This window comes from Aeribacillus sp. JST-2 (assembly GCF_056032925.1).
This window is the reverse complement of sequence record NZ_JBVVUU010000009.1, coordinates 29,626-46,699: the sequence shown is the minus strand read 5'-3', so window position 1 is coordinate 46,699 and position 17,074 is coordinate 29,626. Positions and strand designations below refer to the sequence as shown.

The 17,074-nt window shown below is 38.9% G+C and carries 14 protein-coding genes and 1 pseudogene; 11 read left to right on the top strand and 4 right to left on the bottom strand.

Features of this window, described 5'->3' with window-relative positions; all coding sequences use genetic code 11:
• The first annotated feature begins 9 nt into the window (after nt 1-9).
• The 7 genes from AC0KTX_RS06845 (at nt 10) to AC0KTX_RS06815 (ending at nt 7,040) form a co-directional block, all read left to right on the top strand.
• Entirely contained in the window at nt 10-732 is a 723-nt protein-coding gene (locus AC0KTX_RS06845) for a cytidylyltransferase domain-containing protein (RefSeq protein WP_474251472.1), read from the top strand.
• 78 nt (nt 733-810) lie between these two features.
• Nucleotides 811-2,157, top strand: a complete 1,347-nt coding sequence (locus AC0KTX_RS06840; protein WP_474251471.1) for a DUF4910 domain-containing protein — start codon at nt 811-813, stop codon at nt 2,155-2,157.
• The gene (locus AC0KTX_RS06835) at nt 2,154-2,957 is read left to right on the top strand and encodes a formyl transferase (protein WP_474251470.1); all 804 of its coding nucleotides are present in this window, start codon (nt 2,154-2,156) and stop codon (nt 2,955-2,957) included. The genes AC0KTX_RS06840 and AC0KTX_RS06835 overlap by 4 nt, the downstream gene beginning before the upstream one ends.
• Nucleotides 2,958-3,004: 47 nt before the next feature.
• Nucleotides 3,005-4,054: a UDP-2,4-diacetamido-2,4,6-trideoxy-beta-L-altropyranose hydrolase gene (gene pseG / locus AC0KTX_RS06830; protein ID WP_474251469.1), complete on the top strand. Its 1,050-nt coding sequence runs from the start codon at nt 3,005-3,007 to the stop codon at nt 4,052-4,054.
• Nucleotides 4,055-4,058: 4 nt separating this feature from the next.
• Nucleotides 4,059-5,114, top strand: a complete 1,056-nt coding sequence (gene pseI, locus AC0KTX_RS06825) for a pseudaminic acid synthase (RefSeq protein ID WP_474251468.1) — start codon at nt 4,059-4,061, stop codon at nt 5,112-5,114.
• Nucleotides 5,115-5,128: 14 nt separating this feature from the next.
• Nucleotides 5,129-6,274, top strand: a complete 1,146-nt coding sequence (gene pseC / locus AC0KTX_RS06820) for a UDP-4-amino-4,6-dideoxy-N-acetyl-beta-L-altrosamine transaminase (protein WP_474251467.1) — start codon at nt 5,129-5,131, stop codon at nt 6,272-6,274.
• A gap of 13 nt (nt 6,275-6,287) precedes the next feature.
• The gene (locus AC0KTX_RS06815; RefSeq protein ID WP_474251466.1) at nt 6,288-7,040 is read left to right on the top strand and encodes a DUF2920 family protein; all 753 of its coding nucleotides are present in this window, start codon (nt 6,288-6,290) and stop codon (nt 7,038-7,040) included.
• 676 nt (nt 7,041-7,716) lie between these two features.
• On the opposite strand, the gene AC0KTX_RS06810 is transcribed toward AC0KTX_RS06815, so the two are convergent.
• Nucleotides 7,717-7,941 carry a hypothetical protein gene (locus tag AC0KTX_RS06810; protein WP_474251465.1) on the bottom strand — a complete coding sequence of 75 codons (225 nt, stop codon included), beginning with the start codon at nt 7,939-7,941 and terminating at the stop codon, nt 7,717-7,719.
• Between the two features lie 141 nt (nt 7,942-8,082).
• Here AC0KTX_RS06810 and AC0KTX_RS06805 point away from each other — a divergent pair, with 141 nt between their 5' ends.
• Complete coding sequence (locus AC0KTX_RS06805) at nt 8,083-8,274, top strand: YjfB family protein (protein WP_474251464.1); 192 nt, start codon at nt 8,083-8,085, stop codon at nt 8,272-8,274.
• 760 nt (nt 8,275-9,034) lie between these two features.
• On the top strand, nt 9,035-10,126 hold the full coding sequence (locus tag AC0KTX_RS06800; RefSeq protein WP_474251463.1) for an NAD(P)-dependent alcohol dehydrogenase: 1,092 nt from the start codon (nt 9,035-9,037) through the stop codon (nt 10,124-10,126).
• A 370-nt stretch (nt 10,127-10,496) separates the two neighbouring features.
• On the opposite strand, the gene AC0KTX_RS06795 is transcribed toward AC0KTX_RS06800, so the two are convergent.
• A complete protein-coding gene (locus AC0KTX_RS06795) occupies nt 10,497-11,918 on the bottom strand; it encodes an FMN-binding glutamate synthase family protein (protein ID WP_474251462.1) in 1,422 nt (473 codons plus the stop codon).
• Nucleotides 11,902-12,195 (bottom strand): hypothetical protein, encoded by a 294-nt coding sequence (locus AC0KTX_RS06790; protein ID WP_474251461.1) that lies wholly within the window; start codon nt 12,193-12,195, stop codon nt 11,902-11,904. Before AC0KTX_RS06790 ends, AC0KTX_RS06795 begins: the two co-directional genes overlap by 17 nt.
• 311 nt (nt 12,196-12,506) lie before the next feature.
• On the opposite strand from AC0KTX_RS06790, the gene AC0KTX_RS06785 reads away from it, so the two are divergent.
• Nucleotides 12,507-13,439 (top strand): LysM peptidoglycan-binding domain-containing protein, encoded by a 933-nt coding sequence (locus tag AC0KTX_RS06785; protein WP_474251460.1) that lies wholly within the window; start codon nt 12,507-12,509, stop codon nt 13,437-13,439.
• A 357-nt stretch (nt 13,440-13,796) separates the two neighbouring features.
• Here AC0KTX_RS06785 and AC0KTX_RS06780 read toward each other — a convergent pair.
• Nucleotides 13,797-14,534 (bottom strand): annotated as a pseudogene (locus AC0KTX_RS06780) (ATP-binding cassette domain-containing protein); the annotation flags it as partial.
• A gap of 244 nt (nt 14,535-14,778) precedes the next feature.
• Between AC0KTX_RS06780 and AC0KTX_RS06775 the strand changes: the two are divergent.
• On the top strand, nt 14,779-16,716 hold the full coding sequence (locus AC0KTX_RS06775; protein ID WP_474251459.1) for a beta-glucoside-specific PTS transporter subunit IIABC: 1,938 nt from the start codon (nt 14,779-14,781) through the stop codon (nt 16,714-16,716).
• The last annotated feature ends 358 nt before the right edge of the window (nt 16,717-17,074 follow it).

Sequence of the window (17,074 nt, the reverse complement as noted above, 5' to 3'; positions counted from 1 at the left end):
AGGAGAGCTATGAAAACTTTAATCATCATCCAAGCCCGAATGGGTTCCTCCCGTTTGCCCGGGAAAATTTTAAAACCATTGGGCGAGCATGATGTTCTTACATATGTTGTGGAACGCTGCAATAAAATAAAGAGTGTGAGTGATGTCATTGTTGCAACTTCTGCTTTATCTCAGGATGACCAAGTAGAAGATTGGTGTAAGCACCATGGAGTTTCATTTTTCCGAGGATCGGAGGAGGACGTGTTAGATCGTTACGTCCAATGTGCGAAAGTTTATGAACCTGACTATGTGATGCGTGTTACAGCGGATTGTCCGTTTGTTGACTTTGAAATGGCTAGTGAAATGGTAGAACTAATGAAACAGGAAAAAGTCGATATTATTGATTTAGATGGGGAATTGCCAAGGGGATTGGCTGTTGAATTAATCTCTTATCAGGCTTTGCAGTATATTCACCGGCATGGTCATGAACCTCGCCATCGCGAACACGTAACCTATTATGCTTACGAATTTAAAGAAGAGTTTCAACGTGCTTCCTATTCAGTACCGGTTACTCGGCGGCATCCAGAGTTAAGAATTACTCTGGATACAGAGGAAGATTACGCTCTTTGCAAAGCGGTTGCTGATTATTTTAAAGACCCGCTCATTTCTAGTGTTGATGTCATACAGTTTTTAATAAAGCATCCTGAAATCGCAAGTTTAAACAAACATATCCAACAAAAACCGGTTGTTTAAATAGACATTAAGGGGACTTTTTGACGTAAAAAAATGGTTTAAGGGAATTTTCTCTCACACTATGAAAGGACGTATAGAATGAAAAATGAATTTGAATTAATGGATCAGTTATTTGACGAACTTTTCCCCATAAGCCGGAGCATAACTGGTGAAGGGGTTAGGAAAACGATTAATATTTTAAAAAAGTTTATTCCTTTGGAAATGTTTTCTGTTAAAACTGGCACGAAAGTTTTTGATTGGGAAATTCCGAAAGAATGGGTTATTAGAGAAGCATGGATCAAGGATGAAGATGGCAATGAAATCATTAATATGAAAAATCATAATCTTCATGTTTTGAATTACAGCGTTCCTGTCAATAAAAAAATGTCTTTAGAAGAATTGAAACCATTTATTCACACGATTCCGCATCTTCCAGACGCGATTCCGTATGTGACATCGTATTATAAAGAACGATGGGGATTTTGTATGAGTTATAATCAATTCAAAAGTTTGAAAGAAGGAACCTATCATGCTTTTATCGATAGCGAACTTAAAGATGGAGAGCTGAATTATGCCCACGCTATTTTACCTGGGCAATCGAGCAAAGAGATATTAATAAGTACATATATTTGCCACCCATCGATGGCCAACAATGAACTAAGCGGACCAATCGTTGCTGCATTTTTATATAATCGGATGAAAGAATATCGAGATAGAAAATTTACTTATCGTTTTGTCTTTGTGCCAGAAACGATTGGATCGATTGCGTATTTACATCGTTTCGGCGAACATTTGCGCAAAAATGTGTATTCAGGATTTGTTTTAACATGTCTAGGCGGAAAAAATTATCCTTTAAGTTTTAAACGTTCCAGAAATAAAAAGGCTCCCATTAATAAAATAGTAGACTACTTAATATCAACTGGGGAAATGGAACTGATTGTCAGACCTTTTACACCAACACATGGCTCGGATGAAAGACAATATTGTTCTCCGGGCTTTAATCTGCCAGTAGGACAATTTGCAAGAATGGTTTATGGACAATATAAGGGATACCATAATTCCCTTGATACAAAAGAAGTAATGACAATTGAAAAATTAATAGACAGTGTTAACGAAATAGAAAAAATTTTAAAAATCCAAGAGTGGGATGGTTACTATATTAATACAAATCCGTTTGGAGAAGTGAAATTAGATAAACACGGTCTTTATCCTGATATAAATACACCTTTGAATGGAAATGCATCGAACAACCAAAAAATAGATAATAGAAAACAATTAAATGCTATTTTAACTATGCTAAATTATTCAGATGGAGAACATTCATTATTGGATATTGCTCAGTTGTCTGGTATTCATCTCGATAACTTAATGAATGCTATTAAGTTATTAAAAGAAAAAGGTTTACTCAAAGGACCATATTATGAAAAAAGGAGTTTATTTGAATGAAAATAGTACTTCTGTCAGGTTCGCATCCACGCCATTATTTTATTGCCAATACATTATTAGAAAACGATTTGCTTCATGGACATTTGATTGAGGAACGAGAGGCCTTTATGCCTGTTCCGCCGAAAGAATTAGAGCCCATTGACCGAGAAAATTTTATCCGTCATTTTCATGATCGCGAGAAGGCTGAACAGGCTTATTTTGGCCGTCATTTGAAAGTTTTTAAAGATATCCCGACATTAAAAGTGAAAAAATCTGAATTTAATGGTGAACAAATGCTTCAATGGCTGGTAGGTCAAAAACCAGATGTTGTGTTAACATATGGAGTACATAAAATCGATGATCATATTATTGATCTATTGCCGGATTTTGCATGGAATATACACGGCGGCCTCTCTCCATGGTATCGGGGAAATATAACACTTTTTTGGCCTTTTTATATGTTAAGGCCAAACTGGGCGGGGATGACCATACATCGTTTAACTTCCAAACTTGATGGAGGGGACATTATTCACCATTCTGTTCCCGAACTAGAATATGGCGATGGTATTCATGATGTGGCTTGTAAAGCAGTTATAAAAGCAGCACAAGATCTAGTAGAAATATTAAAAAGATTACGCAAAGGAGTAATACCACAATATGTACCCCAAAAAACAAGTGGCAAATTATTTGTTGGAACGGATTGGACACCACAGCATTTACGATTGATTTATCAGACTTTCAATAATGATATTGTTGACCAATATTTAGATGGAAAATTAGGGCATATAGAACCTAAACTGGTCAACGCTCTAAAAGATTAAATATTAAAAAGAGAGTGTGTTAACACATTCATTGCTGGTGAATTTATATGAATATTTTAATCCGTGTTGATTCGTCGGTTAAGATAGGTACAGGTCATGTTATGCGGTGCTTAACTTTTGCAGAAATGCTGCGTGAAACAGGGTGCTATGTTGGATTTGTAATGAGAGCCGGGTTGGGGGATTTATGCGAATATGTCAAAAACAAAGGATTTGATGTATTTCCCATTATACATGATTCAAGTTTTGCGCAAGAAAAGGATGTTCATTTAACAATTGAAGTGATTCGTCAAATGAAAATGCATATTGATTGGTGTATTGTGGATCACTACCAGCTGGATCAACAATGGGAGAAACATGTCCAACAATATGTTCACAAAGTGATGGTGATTGACGATTTAGCCAACCGTCCTCACGATTGCCATTTACTGTTAGATCAAAATTACTATAAAAATTATGAACACCGCTATATAGGTCTTGTACCTTCAGATTGTAAACTTTTTTTAGGGCCAAAATATTTGATTTTGCGATCCGAGTTTTATAAAGCAAAAAAATCATTAAAAAGTTGGAGCGGTATTGTTCAACGCCTTTTGATTTTTTTTGGCGGAAGCGATCCGACAAATGAAACGGAGAAAGTTTTGTGTGCATTGCAAAGATTACCACTTAATGATATGGAAATAGATGTTGTGGTCGGCAGTGCCAATCCAAATCGTTTACAAATAAAAAAAATGTGTCTTGATTTTAATCTGAATTTTCATTGCCAAATCGATTATATTGCCGACTTAATGAAAAAAGCTGATTTATCATTTGGTGCAGGTGGTGTAACAATGTTGGAGCGATGCTTTCTTGGACTCCCTTCCATTGTTACGGTTGTTGCGGATAACCAAAGACAATCAACAGCAGACGTTGCAGAGTATGGAGCAATATGGAATCTTGGCTGGCACGAAGATGTAAGTGTATCTGATTATGCCGATATATTGATTGAAGCGATTTCCCATCCTCGTCAGCTTGCATCGATGAGAAGGAAAGCTTTTGAGTTGTTCGGATATCGGGACAAAAATACTATACATCCCGTTGTTCAGGCTATTTTGGAGGGATAACATCTTGAGTAAGGATATTAAAATAGGCAATCGTCTGATTGGTTCAAGTCAAAAGCCTTTTATTATTGCGGAAATGTCAGGGAATCATAATCAATCTTTAGAAAGAGCCTTAAAAATCGTTGATCTTGCGGCGGAAGCTGGTGTTGATGCGGTAAAACTGCAAACATACACCCCTGATACAATGACTTTAGATATTCATACAGGCGAATTTTTTATTGAAAGTGAGACAAATATTTGGAAAGGTCAATCATTATATAACCTGTATAAAGAAGCATACACGCCGTGGGAATGGCATGAAGCGATCTTTGAACGTTGCAAAAAGCACGGATTGCTTGCTTTCAGTTCCCCTTTTGATGAAACAGCAGTTGATTTTTTAGAAACATTAAATGTGCCGGCTTATAAAATTGCTTCATTTGAAAATATAGATATACCGTTAATTAAAAAAGTGGCTTCTACAGGAAAACCTGTCATTATTTCGACTGGAATGGCTACTGTTGCGGAATTGGATGAAGCAGTTCAAGCTGTTCGTTCAGAAGGCAATGACCAAATAATATTATTGAAATGTACAAGTACATATCCGGCAACACCAGAAAACTCAAATCTTGCAACGATCTCTCATATGCGGGAATTGTTTGGAGTTGAAGTCGGCTTGTCTGATCATACGATGGGCATTGGGGCAGCAGTGGCAGCAGTAGCTCTTGGTGCAACGGTAATTGAAAAACATTTCACCACTTCCCGTGCAGAAGGAGGAGTAGATGCTGCTTTTTCGCTGGAGCCCCATGAAATGAAAATGCTTGTTGCAGAAACGGAACGAGCTTGGCTTAGCTTAGGTGTTGTTCATTACGGCCCTACAAATGCGGAAAAGCCTTCCCTTGAACATCGACGTTCTCTTTATGTTACAGAGGATTTAAAGGCAGGGGATACCATCACCAAAGAGAATGTTCGCGCGATTCGTCCTGGACATGGATTGCCACCAAAATATTATGATATAGTTCTTGGCAAAACAATTAAAAAAGACGTCAAAAAAGGAACCCCATTAAGTTGGGACATATTGTTGTAAATGAAGGTGGAACAATGAAAAAAAGGGAATCTTTCCTTTCCTACGGACGACAATGGATTACGGATGAAGATATCGAAGCGGTCGTAACTGTGCTAAAATCGCCTTTTTTAACGCAAGGACCAAAAATTGAAGAGTTTGAACGAAAAGTAGCCGATTATGTTGGAGCGAAATATGCCGTTGCTTTTTCGAATGGAACAGCGGCTCTTCATGGAGCCTGTTTTGCTGCCGGGATCAGCGAGGGAGATGAAGTCATAACAACCCCGATAACGTTTGCAGCTACTTCAAACGCAGTTCTTTATTGTGGGGGAAAGCCTGTCTTCTCTGATATAGATGAACGGACATACAATATTGATCCTAAAGAAATACGAAAACAGATTACAGCGAATACGAAGGCAATTATCCCGGTTGATTTTACCGGCCAGCCGGCTGATATGGATGCCATTATGGAGATAGCTGATGAATTTGGGCTTGTGGTGATCGAGGATGGTGCTCATTCCCTCGGAGCAATGTATAAAGGTCGAAAAGTGGGAACACTTGCGGATATGACCATGTTTAGCTTTCATCCTGTAAAACCGGTTACGACTGCAGAGGGTGGAATCATTGTCACCGATTCCGAGGAATATTACGAAAAACTAAAACGTTTTCGTTCCCACGGCATCATTAATCAAAATTTATCAAGGGATGAAGGTCCATGGTATTATGAAATGATTGATTTAGGCTTCAACTATCGTATGACAGATATACAAGCCGCGTTAGGGATTTCACAAATGGACAAGTTGGATCGTTTTATTAAGCGTCGCCGGGAAATTGCCAACATGTACAATGAAGCTTTTAAAGATCTGGATTGTGTTGTCTTGCCAAAGCAGCTTGAAGGAACGAAATCAGGCTGGCATTTATATATGCTGCAATTAAAACTGGATAGGCTGGCAAGGAGCCGAAGGGAGATTTTTGAAAATATTCGCGCCGAAAATATTGGCGTCCACGTTCACTACATTCCTGTCTATTGGCATCCATACTACCAGAAGTTAGGATATCAAAGAGGGATTTGCCCAAAAGCGGAGCAATGGTATGAACAAGCGTTAACATTGCCGATTTTCCCTAGAATGTCAGATGAGGATGTAAGGGATGTTATCGAAGTGGTGAGAAGAAATATTTATTAAACGAAGAAATTGGGTGAAAAAATGGCTAAGAACCCAATTGAAAATTCCTGCTCATCCCAGCATTTATACAGGAAACAACAAAGGAAGACAACTTAATATATACTTCTCGGAACCTGAAACTGGCGTAAATGAAGATACAGGATTATTAATACTTATACCTGGATTTGGCGCAAATAGTCAATCTAATGTTTATAAAAAAATGAGACAGCAATTTGCTGATCAATATAATTTGATTACGATACAATGCGATTATTTTGGAAGCGAGTTTATGCAGGATTCTAAGAGAGTGAAATTAAATTTTTCACTTACAGATTTTAAAGATGTTATTGAAGATGTTGATTTAATGAAATTAAAATCCATTCAAAATTTTGAAGAATTTATTACAATTCTTGCTAAATATCCAATATCACTGCCTTTTCATGAATTGTTAGATGAAAATATTGAAAATTTTAATGATATGGGTTTCATGCAGGCATTGGATTTATTGACTGCATTATTTGCTGTAAAAATTATTTTAAATGACAATCAATTAAAATATAATGTCAATAAGGTCATTGCATATGGACATTCACACGGGGCTTATTTAGCTTATCTGTGTAATCGTATGGCGCCAAATGAATTTACTTTCATTATTGATAATTCTGCTTGGATGAAGCCTGAGTATTTATATACAAACCGTTTTCTTCATAAATATTATGGTAAATTGACTTTAAACATCGAATTCTCCTATTTAGCAAAAGAATTGGTCAAAGACAAAATATCTTAACATTATCAAATTTATATAAAGGATTCATAAATAATGCGCAAATTTATTCTTTTTTAGGTACTGACGATAATTTAGTATCAATCAAAGAAAAAGAGAATTTTTGCAAAGGTTTGGGTCAAACAAATTTTTATTTGATTGACCAATCAAAGGTTGATCATAAAATATTTCATTCAACCACACATGGTTTAAATGCTGATTTTTTAGAAATGTTTAAATTTGTAATGGAACAAGTACAATGGATAAAAAAGAAAAACATAAACGTAATCCTAATACTATTATTAATAGCCATCAATTTGAGTATCGAGTTGATTTTGATAAAGGATTGCCGGTAATGACTGTGAAAAAACTTTAAAAAGACATAAGCGAAACTAAGGGGGATAATGCTCTCCTGAAAGTAGTCATAAAAGTCAGCCTGCAATTTTCATGGTCAAAAATTTGACAGGATTTATCGGTTAATACGAAAATCTAAGATTCTTTTTAAAAAACATTTCTGTAAAGATCGATAGGAAAGAAGAGTTGCTGTGAATTTTCGTGTGGCTGCAGCATGTGAAATTTTTCGGCAATAATGCTTTTGCTCTCTCAATGGGGAAAACAAACCTATAATTGCCTAAGTTTTTTGTCATGCTTTAAAGTTTTGGTGGAGACGAAGTCGAGAGTTTCTTGTGCATCTGTTAAGTCAGCGCGAATGCCTTCTACTTTTTTCTTGTTGGCTAAAGCGCTTCTCCATGTCTGTTCTTAAAAAATACATTTCTTTTTCCAAACTGTTCATTCTCGATTCTAAGTTGTCCATTCTCGATTCAAGGCCGTCCATTCTCGTTTCCGGCCGGTCGAACCGAGAGTCGATATGCTCTGAATGTTCTTTTAAAGCCTGCAAGATGGTTTTTAATGTTACCTCTTCCATTCTTTTTACCGCATCCTTCTTTTTTTAACAATATTATATAAAAAGAGGACTGAAAGATTAAGCTTTTTCTCCTTAAAAATTCAGATTTGGTAAAAGCAGCCGATAATAAAAAGGAGTACACTTTCAATTGGAGTTGATCATATGGATGTTGCTGCGCTCTCTGTTGCATTTAGCCAATCAAATGTTCAGCAGCAAGCAAGTCTATCGGTATTAAAGCTGGCCATGAACACGGCTGAACAAAATGGGAAAAACATTGCAGAAATGCTGAAAGGATCACAGCCTGCCGTCTCTCTTGAGCTTCATCTTGGAAACACTGTTGACTTGAAAGGATAAAAAGATTTGAGATCTTCTTCCTTTGAAAAAGCAGCTGCAACCTGAATTTCTTTCTGAGTTGCAGCTGTTTTTTCTTTTTAAGGAATTACGAGTCGCTGATTGCTGGCAGCAGCTGTCTGAACGACAACATCCAAAAAAAGATTATTAAGGATTCAGCAGCCTTCATTAAGAAAGGAAAAAAGTTTTAAAAAACAGAACATTTGTTCCTGTCTTGGTATAATAGAAACAACGGTGCAAAGATGGCGATGCAGCATTGTCCGAAGATGGAACAAATTTTACTACCGCTGATAAAAAGTTGATAAGAGCTTATGTCGAGTGCCTCCCTTTTTTCTGCCAGATGTATAGAAGGAGAATATTTTTATGTGGTTCGCGCAAGGCCTGAGGCTCATTGAAAGTATAAAGAGGAAATGCTCATATCAGGAAGAGTAAAAGAATCTTACAAGGGAAAAAGGAGAATAACAAGCAAAAAAATGACTTTAAAGTTCATGAACAAATTTTCCGAACAACAGATTGAAGCCATCAGGCAGGCTGTTGAATTAGCACCTAAAAACAAATCATAAAAAAACACTTGCTATTATGGAATTGCCGCTCTTTTGTACGTTCAAGAGTGTTTTTCCGAAGCAGGGTCTCGCGTGAGATGTAAAAGTTAATTTTTCATGAGATCGATTATAAATGACAAGCATCTTGTCAATATTAAAGGCAAAGCCTCATAAAATTTTTTTGATGGGCATACATACAAACGAACAGGAGGGATACTCTCATGAAAACAAAAGCGGCAGTGATTCATACCAAAGGGGAAGACTTTAAAATCGAAGAAGTGGAGCTATCCGAATTAAAGGCGAATGAGGTATTAGTTAAAGTGGTGGCTTCCGGAGTTTGTCATACGGATGCAGTTGCGAGAGATATGGGGTTGACGCCGTTTCCCGTTGTTTTAGGACATGAAGGCAGCGGAATTGTAGAAAAAGTCGGATCAGGTGTAAAAACTGTGGAGCCGGGGGATCATGTTGTCATTTCTTATGCTTCCTGCGGCCATTGTGAAAACTGTTTAACCGGTCATCCTTCGACATGCGTCAATTTTAATGATTTGAATTTCGGCGGAACGGATGAAGACGGAAATCATCGGATTCATCAGGATAGCAAAGGAATATCAACGTTTTTTGGCCAATCTTCTTTTTCCGCATATGCGATTGCAAATGAGAGAAACGTTGTGAAAGTGGATCAAGAGGTCGACATCTCTCTATTAGGACCGTTGGGCTGCGGAATTCAAACGGGGGCTGGCACGGTTTTAAATAAATTGAAGCCGGAGTTCGGTTCTTCCATTGCCGTCTATGGCTGTGGGGCTGTAGGGTTAAGCGCGATTATGGCAGCCAAAATCGTCGGATGCAAACATATCATCGCTATTGATATTCATGCGAATCGTTTGGAGATGGCGAAAGAATTAGGAGCTACTGCTGCATTAAATAGCAAAGAAGTCGATATTGTGAAAAACATTAAAGAGATTACGAATGGCGGCACTCATTATGCCGTTGAAACGACCGGTGTACCTGTTGTTGTCCGCCAATCGCTTCAAGCATTGCGTCCGCTTGGACAAGTTGCCATTGTAGGTGTTACACCTGAAATGACCCTCGATGTCCACAATGATCTGATGGCAGAAGGGAAAACGATGATGGGTGTGATTGAGGGAGATGCAGTGCCGCAAGTGTTCATCCCTGAATTGGTTGATTATTATAAAAAAGGCCTGTTCCCGTTTGATAAATTAGTCCGTTTTTACAATTTTGACGATATTAACAAAGCCTTTGAAGATTCCAAGAATGGGTTCACCATCAAACCAATTTTAAAAATCGCACTATAGACGGTGCTGTTTCAATTCCCGACAAGCACTTCTTTGAAGTTTAAAGATCAAATCTAATATATAATCCCGCAGAAATACTTTAAGAATTCTGTGGGATTTTGGTATGTAAAAGAAAAGACAATATTTCCTTGTTTTGTTTAAAAAAGAGCAGCCGCTTTCCTAATGGTTTGGCTATAAAGAAGTCCAAGGCTTTTGAACTTAGCGTAAAAAGGAAGCGGTTTTTTTTCCGGGAATCTAAGTTCGTTGGGCAGGAAGTGAGATTTTACACGGTCATTAGGACTTGCCCTTGAATTTCACAATCTCTGCCTTTTCGCACATCCTCGCCGGTAAAATGGCTTGCGTTCCGATTTCATTGCTCGATTAGATCTTTTTAATGAAGGTTCATTTGTTCACCTTCTGCTTGATCTTCAAAAGTTTGAAAGAAAGGTTTTGTTTCTTCAAAGAAAAGATCTTGATGTTCGGGCGCAACAAGACCAAGCTGAATCCCTGTTGCTTTAGCGATAAAAGGGTCGATCGTGCACAAGTCCGATTTAGAAATATCTTTAATGGCGGTTTTGCCGAGGGTGATGGCGATTTGTTCCATTTCGAGAACGCATGCATTCAAATATTTAACTAAGTTCATCGCAGCATTGTCAACATTTAATCGGTCCGTCAATTTCCCCGTATAAACGACAAGGCTTGTTGGCGGTTCAAAAGGCGCCGATTTGACGATTTGATCACTTACAAGCGCCATAATAGCGGCTGTACCAATGTAGACACCATCTGCCCCCAATGCGATTGCCTTCAGCATTTGTCCGGGCGTCACTAATCCTCCCGTAGCAATCAGGCTGATATCGCCGATAACTCTTTTTCTGGCCAAAAACTCGGCTGTTCTTGCGACGGCGAAGAGAGTAGGCAATCCTAAATCGTCCTGTAAAGTTGGGGCTCCCCCATGCGTTCCGCCTTCCGCACCATCAACTGTCACGAAATCAACTTCGGCTTCAACCGCAATTTGCAATTCTTTTTCAAGGTGATGGGTTGCTGCAATTTTCAAACCAACCGGGACGCCTGTTTCATCACGCAGACGCCGAACTAATTGTATAAAATCTTCTTTCGAATTTACGCCCGGAAGGCGGGAATGAATCAACGCATCTTGTCCGTCCTCTAAGCCAAAAACTTCGCAAAATTCTTGACCGATATTTTTGGCTGTTGTCCGTTGAGGAGCCGACCCTTGCGCTCCTTGACCTAATTGGATTTCAATGGCGTCCAGACGATTATATTTATCGGGAGTGTTTAACCAGCCGCCGCGATTGTATTGACCGATCAGCCATTGTGCTGCGTCCCGTTCTTCTTCAAGAAGACCAGCTTCACCCGTGTTGGTTGCGGTTCCGGCAGCGGTGGCCGCTTTTGCCAAAGCAATTTTGGTGCTTTTACTCAATGCTCCGCCAAAAGACATACCGGCAATCATAATGGGAATCGATATTGTCATCGGCTTTTTTGCCCGTGGGCCGATTGTAACCGAAGTATCGATTCCAACATTTTCAGGAGTCGGAAAACGGAATAGATGAACAGGATTAAAGAGAATTTTTTCCCATGGAGAAAAATGAATGGGGCTTCCGAGAGGGCGTGGAACCGTTGTGCCTTGTTTTGCCCGCATGGCAATCTCCATAAGGTTTGTTATGCCAACTTTCTGAGATCCCGGAATCATTTCATACAGGTTTTCAGTATATTGGTCTCTAACCACTCTTGTAATCGCTTTGTCCACGGTTTCGTTAATGACAGAGCGGAAAAAATTTTCAATGAATTTCAGCACGTCGGCCACTCCCCCCAACTTCATCACGATCCACCGCATTTTTTATCTCTTCAATTTTTTCAGTCATCGTCAAGCACATTTGCTTGATCGTTCCGAGTTGGCGTGCGGCATTTTTTTCTTCTACTGCAAGATCGACCAGCTCTCGATGGTCAAAATTGGTAAGTCTGTGAAAATGCTCGTTTTCAATGGTCGATAGTGTTCCAGCCATCGTTTCGATCCGATTTAATTCAGAGCGGAGGTAAGATAGTGTGTTTTTAAAGTCTTGATATTGATCCATGATGATGATCACCTAACCTTTTTAACTTAACTATTTCCAATCATTCCGTCTTCTATGCTTTTAGAAGAGAAAATAAAGGATGTGTAAAATTTCCCATAAAAAGTTCATTTCGGCTGCAAAGCGCTGCCTGATTTATTGCATATATTGGCAGTTTATGCTTAGGTTTTGGAAGGAGTTTTTCCAGCAAACATTACAAAAAATTTTGACTTTGAAACTTAGCTGTCATGTAAATTAAATTGAACTGTAAAGTTGTTGTTACATAAAGTTGTTATGATGGAAACTGTTAGCGAAAAGGAGGGGTTTTTTAAATAATGAAAAAATCAATGATTGCTCTAGCAACCGCTGCTGCTTTTTCAGTTCCATTTATGGGCCAAGCTTCTGCAGCAACGTATCATGTTCAACCTGGGGACTCTCTCTGGAAAATTGCTAATGAAAACAACGTAACGGTTAATGATTTAAAAGAATGGAATGGATTGACATCTGATAATATATATCCAAACCAAGAATTGGTTGTTAACGAAGAAGTAAAATATAAAATTAAACAAGGAGATACATTAAGCGGCATCGCCAACCAGTTCGGCGTGACGGTTTCTTCGATTAAATCGGCCAATCATTTAACATCTGATTTAATTTTTGCTGGAGATGTATTGGTCATTGAAAAAGCTGGGAAAGCGGCAGTTTCTGCTGGACAAAACAAAACGGAGGTACGCGCCGAAAAGATCAATCAAGCTTCTCAATCATCTTCACCAGTAAAAAAAGAGGCTGCAGACCGGCCTGAAGTGAACCAACAAGCAAAAGACCTTCAGGCAGCAGCAAGCAATAACACAGTTTCAAAACCTGAAAATGGAAATGCTGTGGCAGAATCAGAAGCAGCAACAGCAAAAAACAATGCGGTTCCAGCTGAAAAAGCGGTAGCACCAAAAGAAATTTCACAACCGGAAGATAAAGGAGCACCCGAAGATTCTCGTCAATCTCTAACAATGGAAGCAACTGCTTATTCTTTAGTCGGGAATACGACGGCAACTGGAACCAAATTGACAAAAGATTCGAAAGTTGTAGCCGTGGATCCAAGCGTCATACCGTTGGGCAGTAAAGTCTATATTGAAGGGTTCGGCACATATACAGCGGCAGATACAGGCGGCGCCATCAAAGGCAATAAGATTGACATTCATATGCCAACGAAACAAGATGCCGTCAATTTCGGCCGCAGGCAAGTACAAGTAACAAAATTAAATCATGAATAAAAAAATAGACGTCCCAGTTAAAAGGGACGTCTGTTTTTTGATACAGTTTGTTTCACCAAAAAAGAACCCCATCTTTGTAAAAGTTGATATTCAATAAATTTTGAAAGGTAAATCAGGAATACATGATCGTTTCATCGCCACCATCAACTGAAGCAATAAGATGAAGTATAGCGATCAAATTCTCCATATCAAAGAAAAATTGTGAAGATGCGCACTTGTGAAAAAGGGTTGCCCTTTATTATAAGGCCAGATTGGAAAGGTGGATTTTTTCATAGAGCATTCAATGATTCCTATTGCCATGAAAACCTGATCCCAACAAAGATGGTTGGAATCAGGGTTTTTTGTTTTTCAATCGTTTCACTTTTCCACCAATTGCTCAAGGCTTCGCTTTTTGCCGATAAGTCGTTGAAACTCCTTTTCCAGTTCGGCTGAAGGTTGGGTGCTTATGCGGCTCAATATTTCAGATATTTTTGTTTTTGTTTCCAATAATAAAAGTTCGTCTTCAGCCGTATTGCGGTTTTCTGACGAATTGTTATGGATAAATTCTTGATGAGTTCCTTCAAATATATTGATTTCCCCGTTTTCGATTTTGAAAATGCGGTTGGCGATTTTTTCGATGAAACGGCGGTCGTGTGAAACAAAAATGACGGTACCCTCGTATTCCTGCAAAAGAGATTCCAATGCTTCGACAGCTTCAATATCGAGATAGTTTGTCGGTTCGTCAAGAATTAACGTGTTCATATCACTGACAAATAGTTTCGCCAAGGCAGCCTTGACGCGTTCTCCGCCGCTTAAAACGCCTACAGGTTTGTAGACATCATCTCGGAAAAAATGCAGCCTTGCCAGAACCGTTCGGATCAATGTTTCATCCTGTTTGGAGGTCGAGCGGACATTTTCCAAAATTGATTGTTCGGTGTTTAATATGTCAATATTTTGGCTAAAGTAGCCGATTTTCACGGATGGAGAAAGCGTTATGCCTTCTTCCTCATCGATGATTTTTTTTAACAACGTTGTTTTGCCGCTCCCATTTCGGCCGACAAGCCCGATCCGGTCATGCTTGTGGATAGGCAAATAATCGGCTTTTAATAATAAACGATCGTTATTCGAAAACAAAGCTTTTATTGGTATCAACAAGTCATCTCATCGAATGGCGCAAATTTAGAGTAATAAAGGTAAAATTCAATAACGAAACGGTTTTTGTGAAACTGTAAAAATCAGGAAGGAATGTTACCATCCGGGCATAACCTGAACTGATTTGAACAACACAGTGGTTTATTCGTGCGCGTTCAAATTGGTTCAGGTTTTCTTTATAAATAATATATTTTTGGGAGGGTCAATCATGAAATATGAGCAATTGGCCAAAGACATTATCGAAAATGTCGGCGGCAAGGAAAACGTTATCAGTGTTGTCCACTGTATTACAAGATTGCGCTTTCAACTAAAGGATGAAGGGAAAGCAAACACAGAAGTATTAAAAAATATGGATGACGTTGTCACCGTTATGAAAAGCGGCGGACAGTATCAAGTAGTGATCGGCAACCATGTGCCAGATGTATATAAGGCGGTCGTTGCAGTCGGAGGTTTTGAAGCAGCGAAGCCTGAAGGTGCGGACGCAGGGGAAAAGGATAAAAATTTATTCAACCGCTTTATTGACATTATTTCGGGAATTTTTACGCCAATTCTTGGGGTATTAGCTGCAACAGGGATGATTAAAGGGTTTGCTGCACTTTTCGTTTCAATAGGCTGGATTTCGGATAAATCGGGAACCTATCAAATTTTATATGCAATCGGCGATTCGCTGTTTTACTTCTTCCCGATCTTTCTCGGCTATACGGCGAGCAAAAAATTTGGCGGCAATACGTTTATCGGGATGGCGATTGGGGCGGCCTTGGTTTATCCGACATTGGCGAACCTTACAAGCGGAAAAGCGCTTTACACTTTGTTTTCAGGCACGATGTTTGAGTCGCCTGTTTATATAACGTTCCTTGGCATTCCGGTCATTTTAATGTCATATTCATCGTCGGTTATTCCGATTATTTTGGCTGCTTATTTTGGAGCAAAGGTGGAAAATTGGTTTAAAAAAGTCATTCCGGATGTCGTGAAAACATTTTTAGTTCCTTTTTGTACATTGCTTGTTGTCGTTCCTTTAACTTTTTTGGTAATTGGTTCAATCGCAACATGGGCCGGAAAACTTCTTGGACAAGGAACCGTTGCCATCTATGATTTATCGCCTATCATCGCTGGGTTGCTTCTTGGCGGATTCTGGCAAGTATTTGTTATTTTCGGTCTTCATTGGGGGCTTGTATCGATTGCCATCAACAATATGAGCACAATGGGAGTGGATCCTATTTTAGCGATGGCATTCGCTCCTTCTTTTGCACAAATAGGTGCTGTACTTGCCGTCATGGTGAAAACGAAACAGCAAAAATTGAAAACGCTTAGTGTTCCTGCCTTTATTTCCGGAGTTTTCGGTGTTACCGAGCCGGCGATTTATGGCGTCACACTTCCGCCCAAAAAACCGTTTATAATCAGCTGTATTGCTGCGGCAATTGGCGGAGCAATCACAGGAGTATTTGACTCAAAAATGTATATGCTGGGAGGTCTAGGGATTTTTGGTATTCCATCCTTTATCAGTCCGACCGAAGGCATTACGTTAGGTTTATGGGGCATGATTATTGCCATTACTGTTGCCTTTATTCTTGGTTTTATCCTTACTTTCCTTTTTGGATTCAGCAAAACATCTGCAGCAGAAGCAGATCGACAATCTCAACAGACAACAACTGGGGCTGGTGCGGAAAAAGAATTTTCAGTGAAAAAAGAAGTCATTTCCAGCCCTCTTGCCGGAGAAGTAAAGCCGTTATCAGAAATCAAGGATGCCGCCTTTGCATCAGGAGCCCTTGGTAAAGGTGCAGCCATTGACCCCGTGGAAGGAAAATTAGTAGCGCCTGTATCCGGCACAGTAACGACTCTTTTTCCAACGAAGCATGCAATTGGAATAACTTCTGATCAAGGGGCGGAAATTTTGATTCATATCGGCATGAACACCGTTCAACTGGAAGGAAAATTTTTCACTGCACACACGACTCAAGGCGCGCGTGTAGAGAAAGGACAGCTTCTGATTGAATTTGATATACAAGGAATTCAGTCGGAAGGCTACAATTTGGCGACTCCGGTTGTTATAACCAATACGGATCAATATCAAGATGTTATTGAAACAAAAGAAACGCAAATCAAGATTGGCGAACCTTTATTGACGCTTACAAAAGAATCGGAATGATTTTGCACAAGAAAAAAGCATCGGCTCATTTAATCGGGCGGATGCTTTTTTATTGAAAAAATGCCTTTACAATGCAAGAGCTTTAACGGCTCTTCGATTCTGTTTCCTTCTGTTATTTTATCCTGTTTTATCCTGTATTTGCAAAGTCAAATGAATTAGTGAGACAAAAATTATTCAAAAAGCGTTTTTTTATGTAATAATAGTTATCGCAATAATGTGAAAATTAAGTGTTGCTTAAAAAAATAATGTCAAAAAATATGACATGAATCTTGCGGATATCATCACATATACTATAATTCATAGTAAATAAATGAATAAACAGGATCCCCCTAAAATTCAAAGTGATCTCTCATTCCCT

Excerpts from the sequence above, each read along its gene's own strand:
- AC0KTX_RS06845 (WP_474251472.1), top strand. The coding sequence starts at position 10 with ATGAAAACTTTAATCATCATCCAAGCCCGAATGGGTTCCTCCCGTTTG.
- AC0KTX_RS06840 (WP_474251471.1), top strand. The coding sequence starts at position 811 with ATGAAAAATGAATTTGAATTAATGGATCAGTTATTTGACGAACTTTTC.
- AC0KTX_RS06835 (WP_474251470.1), top strand. The coding sequence starts at position 2,154 with ATGAAAATAGTACTTCTGTCAGGTTCGCATCCACGCCATTATTTTATT.
- pseG (WP_474251469.1), top strand. The coding sequence starts at position 3,005 with ATGAATATTTTAATCCGTGTTGATTCGTCGGTTAAGATAGGTACAGGT.
- pseC (WP_474251467.1), top strand. The coding sequence starts at position 5,129 with ATGAAAAAAAGGGAATCTTTCCTTTCCTACGGACGACAATGGATTACG.
- AC0KTX_RS06810 (WP_474251465.1), bottom strand. The coding sequence starts at position 7,941 with ATGGAAGAGGTAACATTAAAAACCATCTTGCAGGCTTTAAAAGAACAT.
- AC0KTX_RS06805 (WP_474251464.1), top strand. The coding sequence starts at position 8,083 with ATGGATGTTGCTGCGCTCTCTGTTGCATTTAGCCAATCAAATGTTCAG.
- AC0KTX_RS06800 (WP_474251463.1), top strand. The coding sequence starts at position 9,035 with ATGAAAACAAAAGCGGCAGTGATTCATACCAAAGGGGAAGACTTTAAA.
- AC0KTX_RS06790 (WP_474251461.1), bottom strand. The coding sequence starts at position 12,195 with ATGGATCAATATCAAGACTTTAAAAACACACTATCTTACCTCCGCTCT.
- AC0KTX_RS06785 (WP_474251460.1), top strand. The coding sequence starts at position 12,507 with ATGAAAAAATCAATGATTGCTCTAGCAACCGCTGCTGCTTTTTCAGTT.
- AC0KTX_RS06775 (WP_474251459.1), top strand. The coding sequence starts at position 14,779 with ATGAAATATGAGCAATTGGCCAAAGACATTATCGAAAATGTCGGCGGC.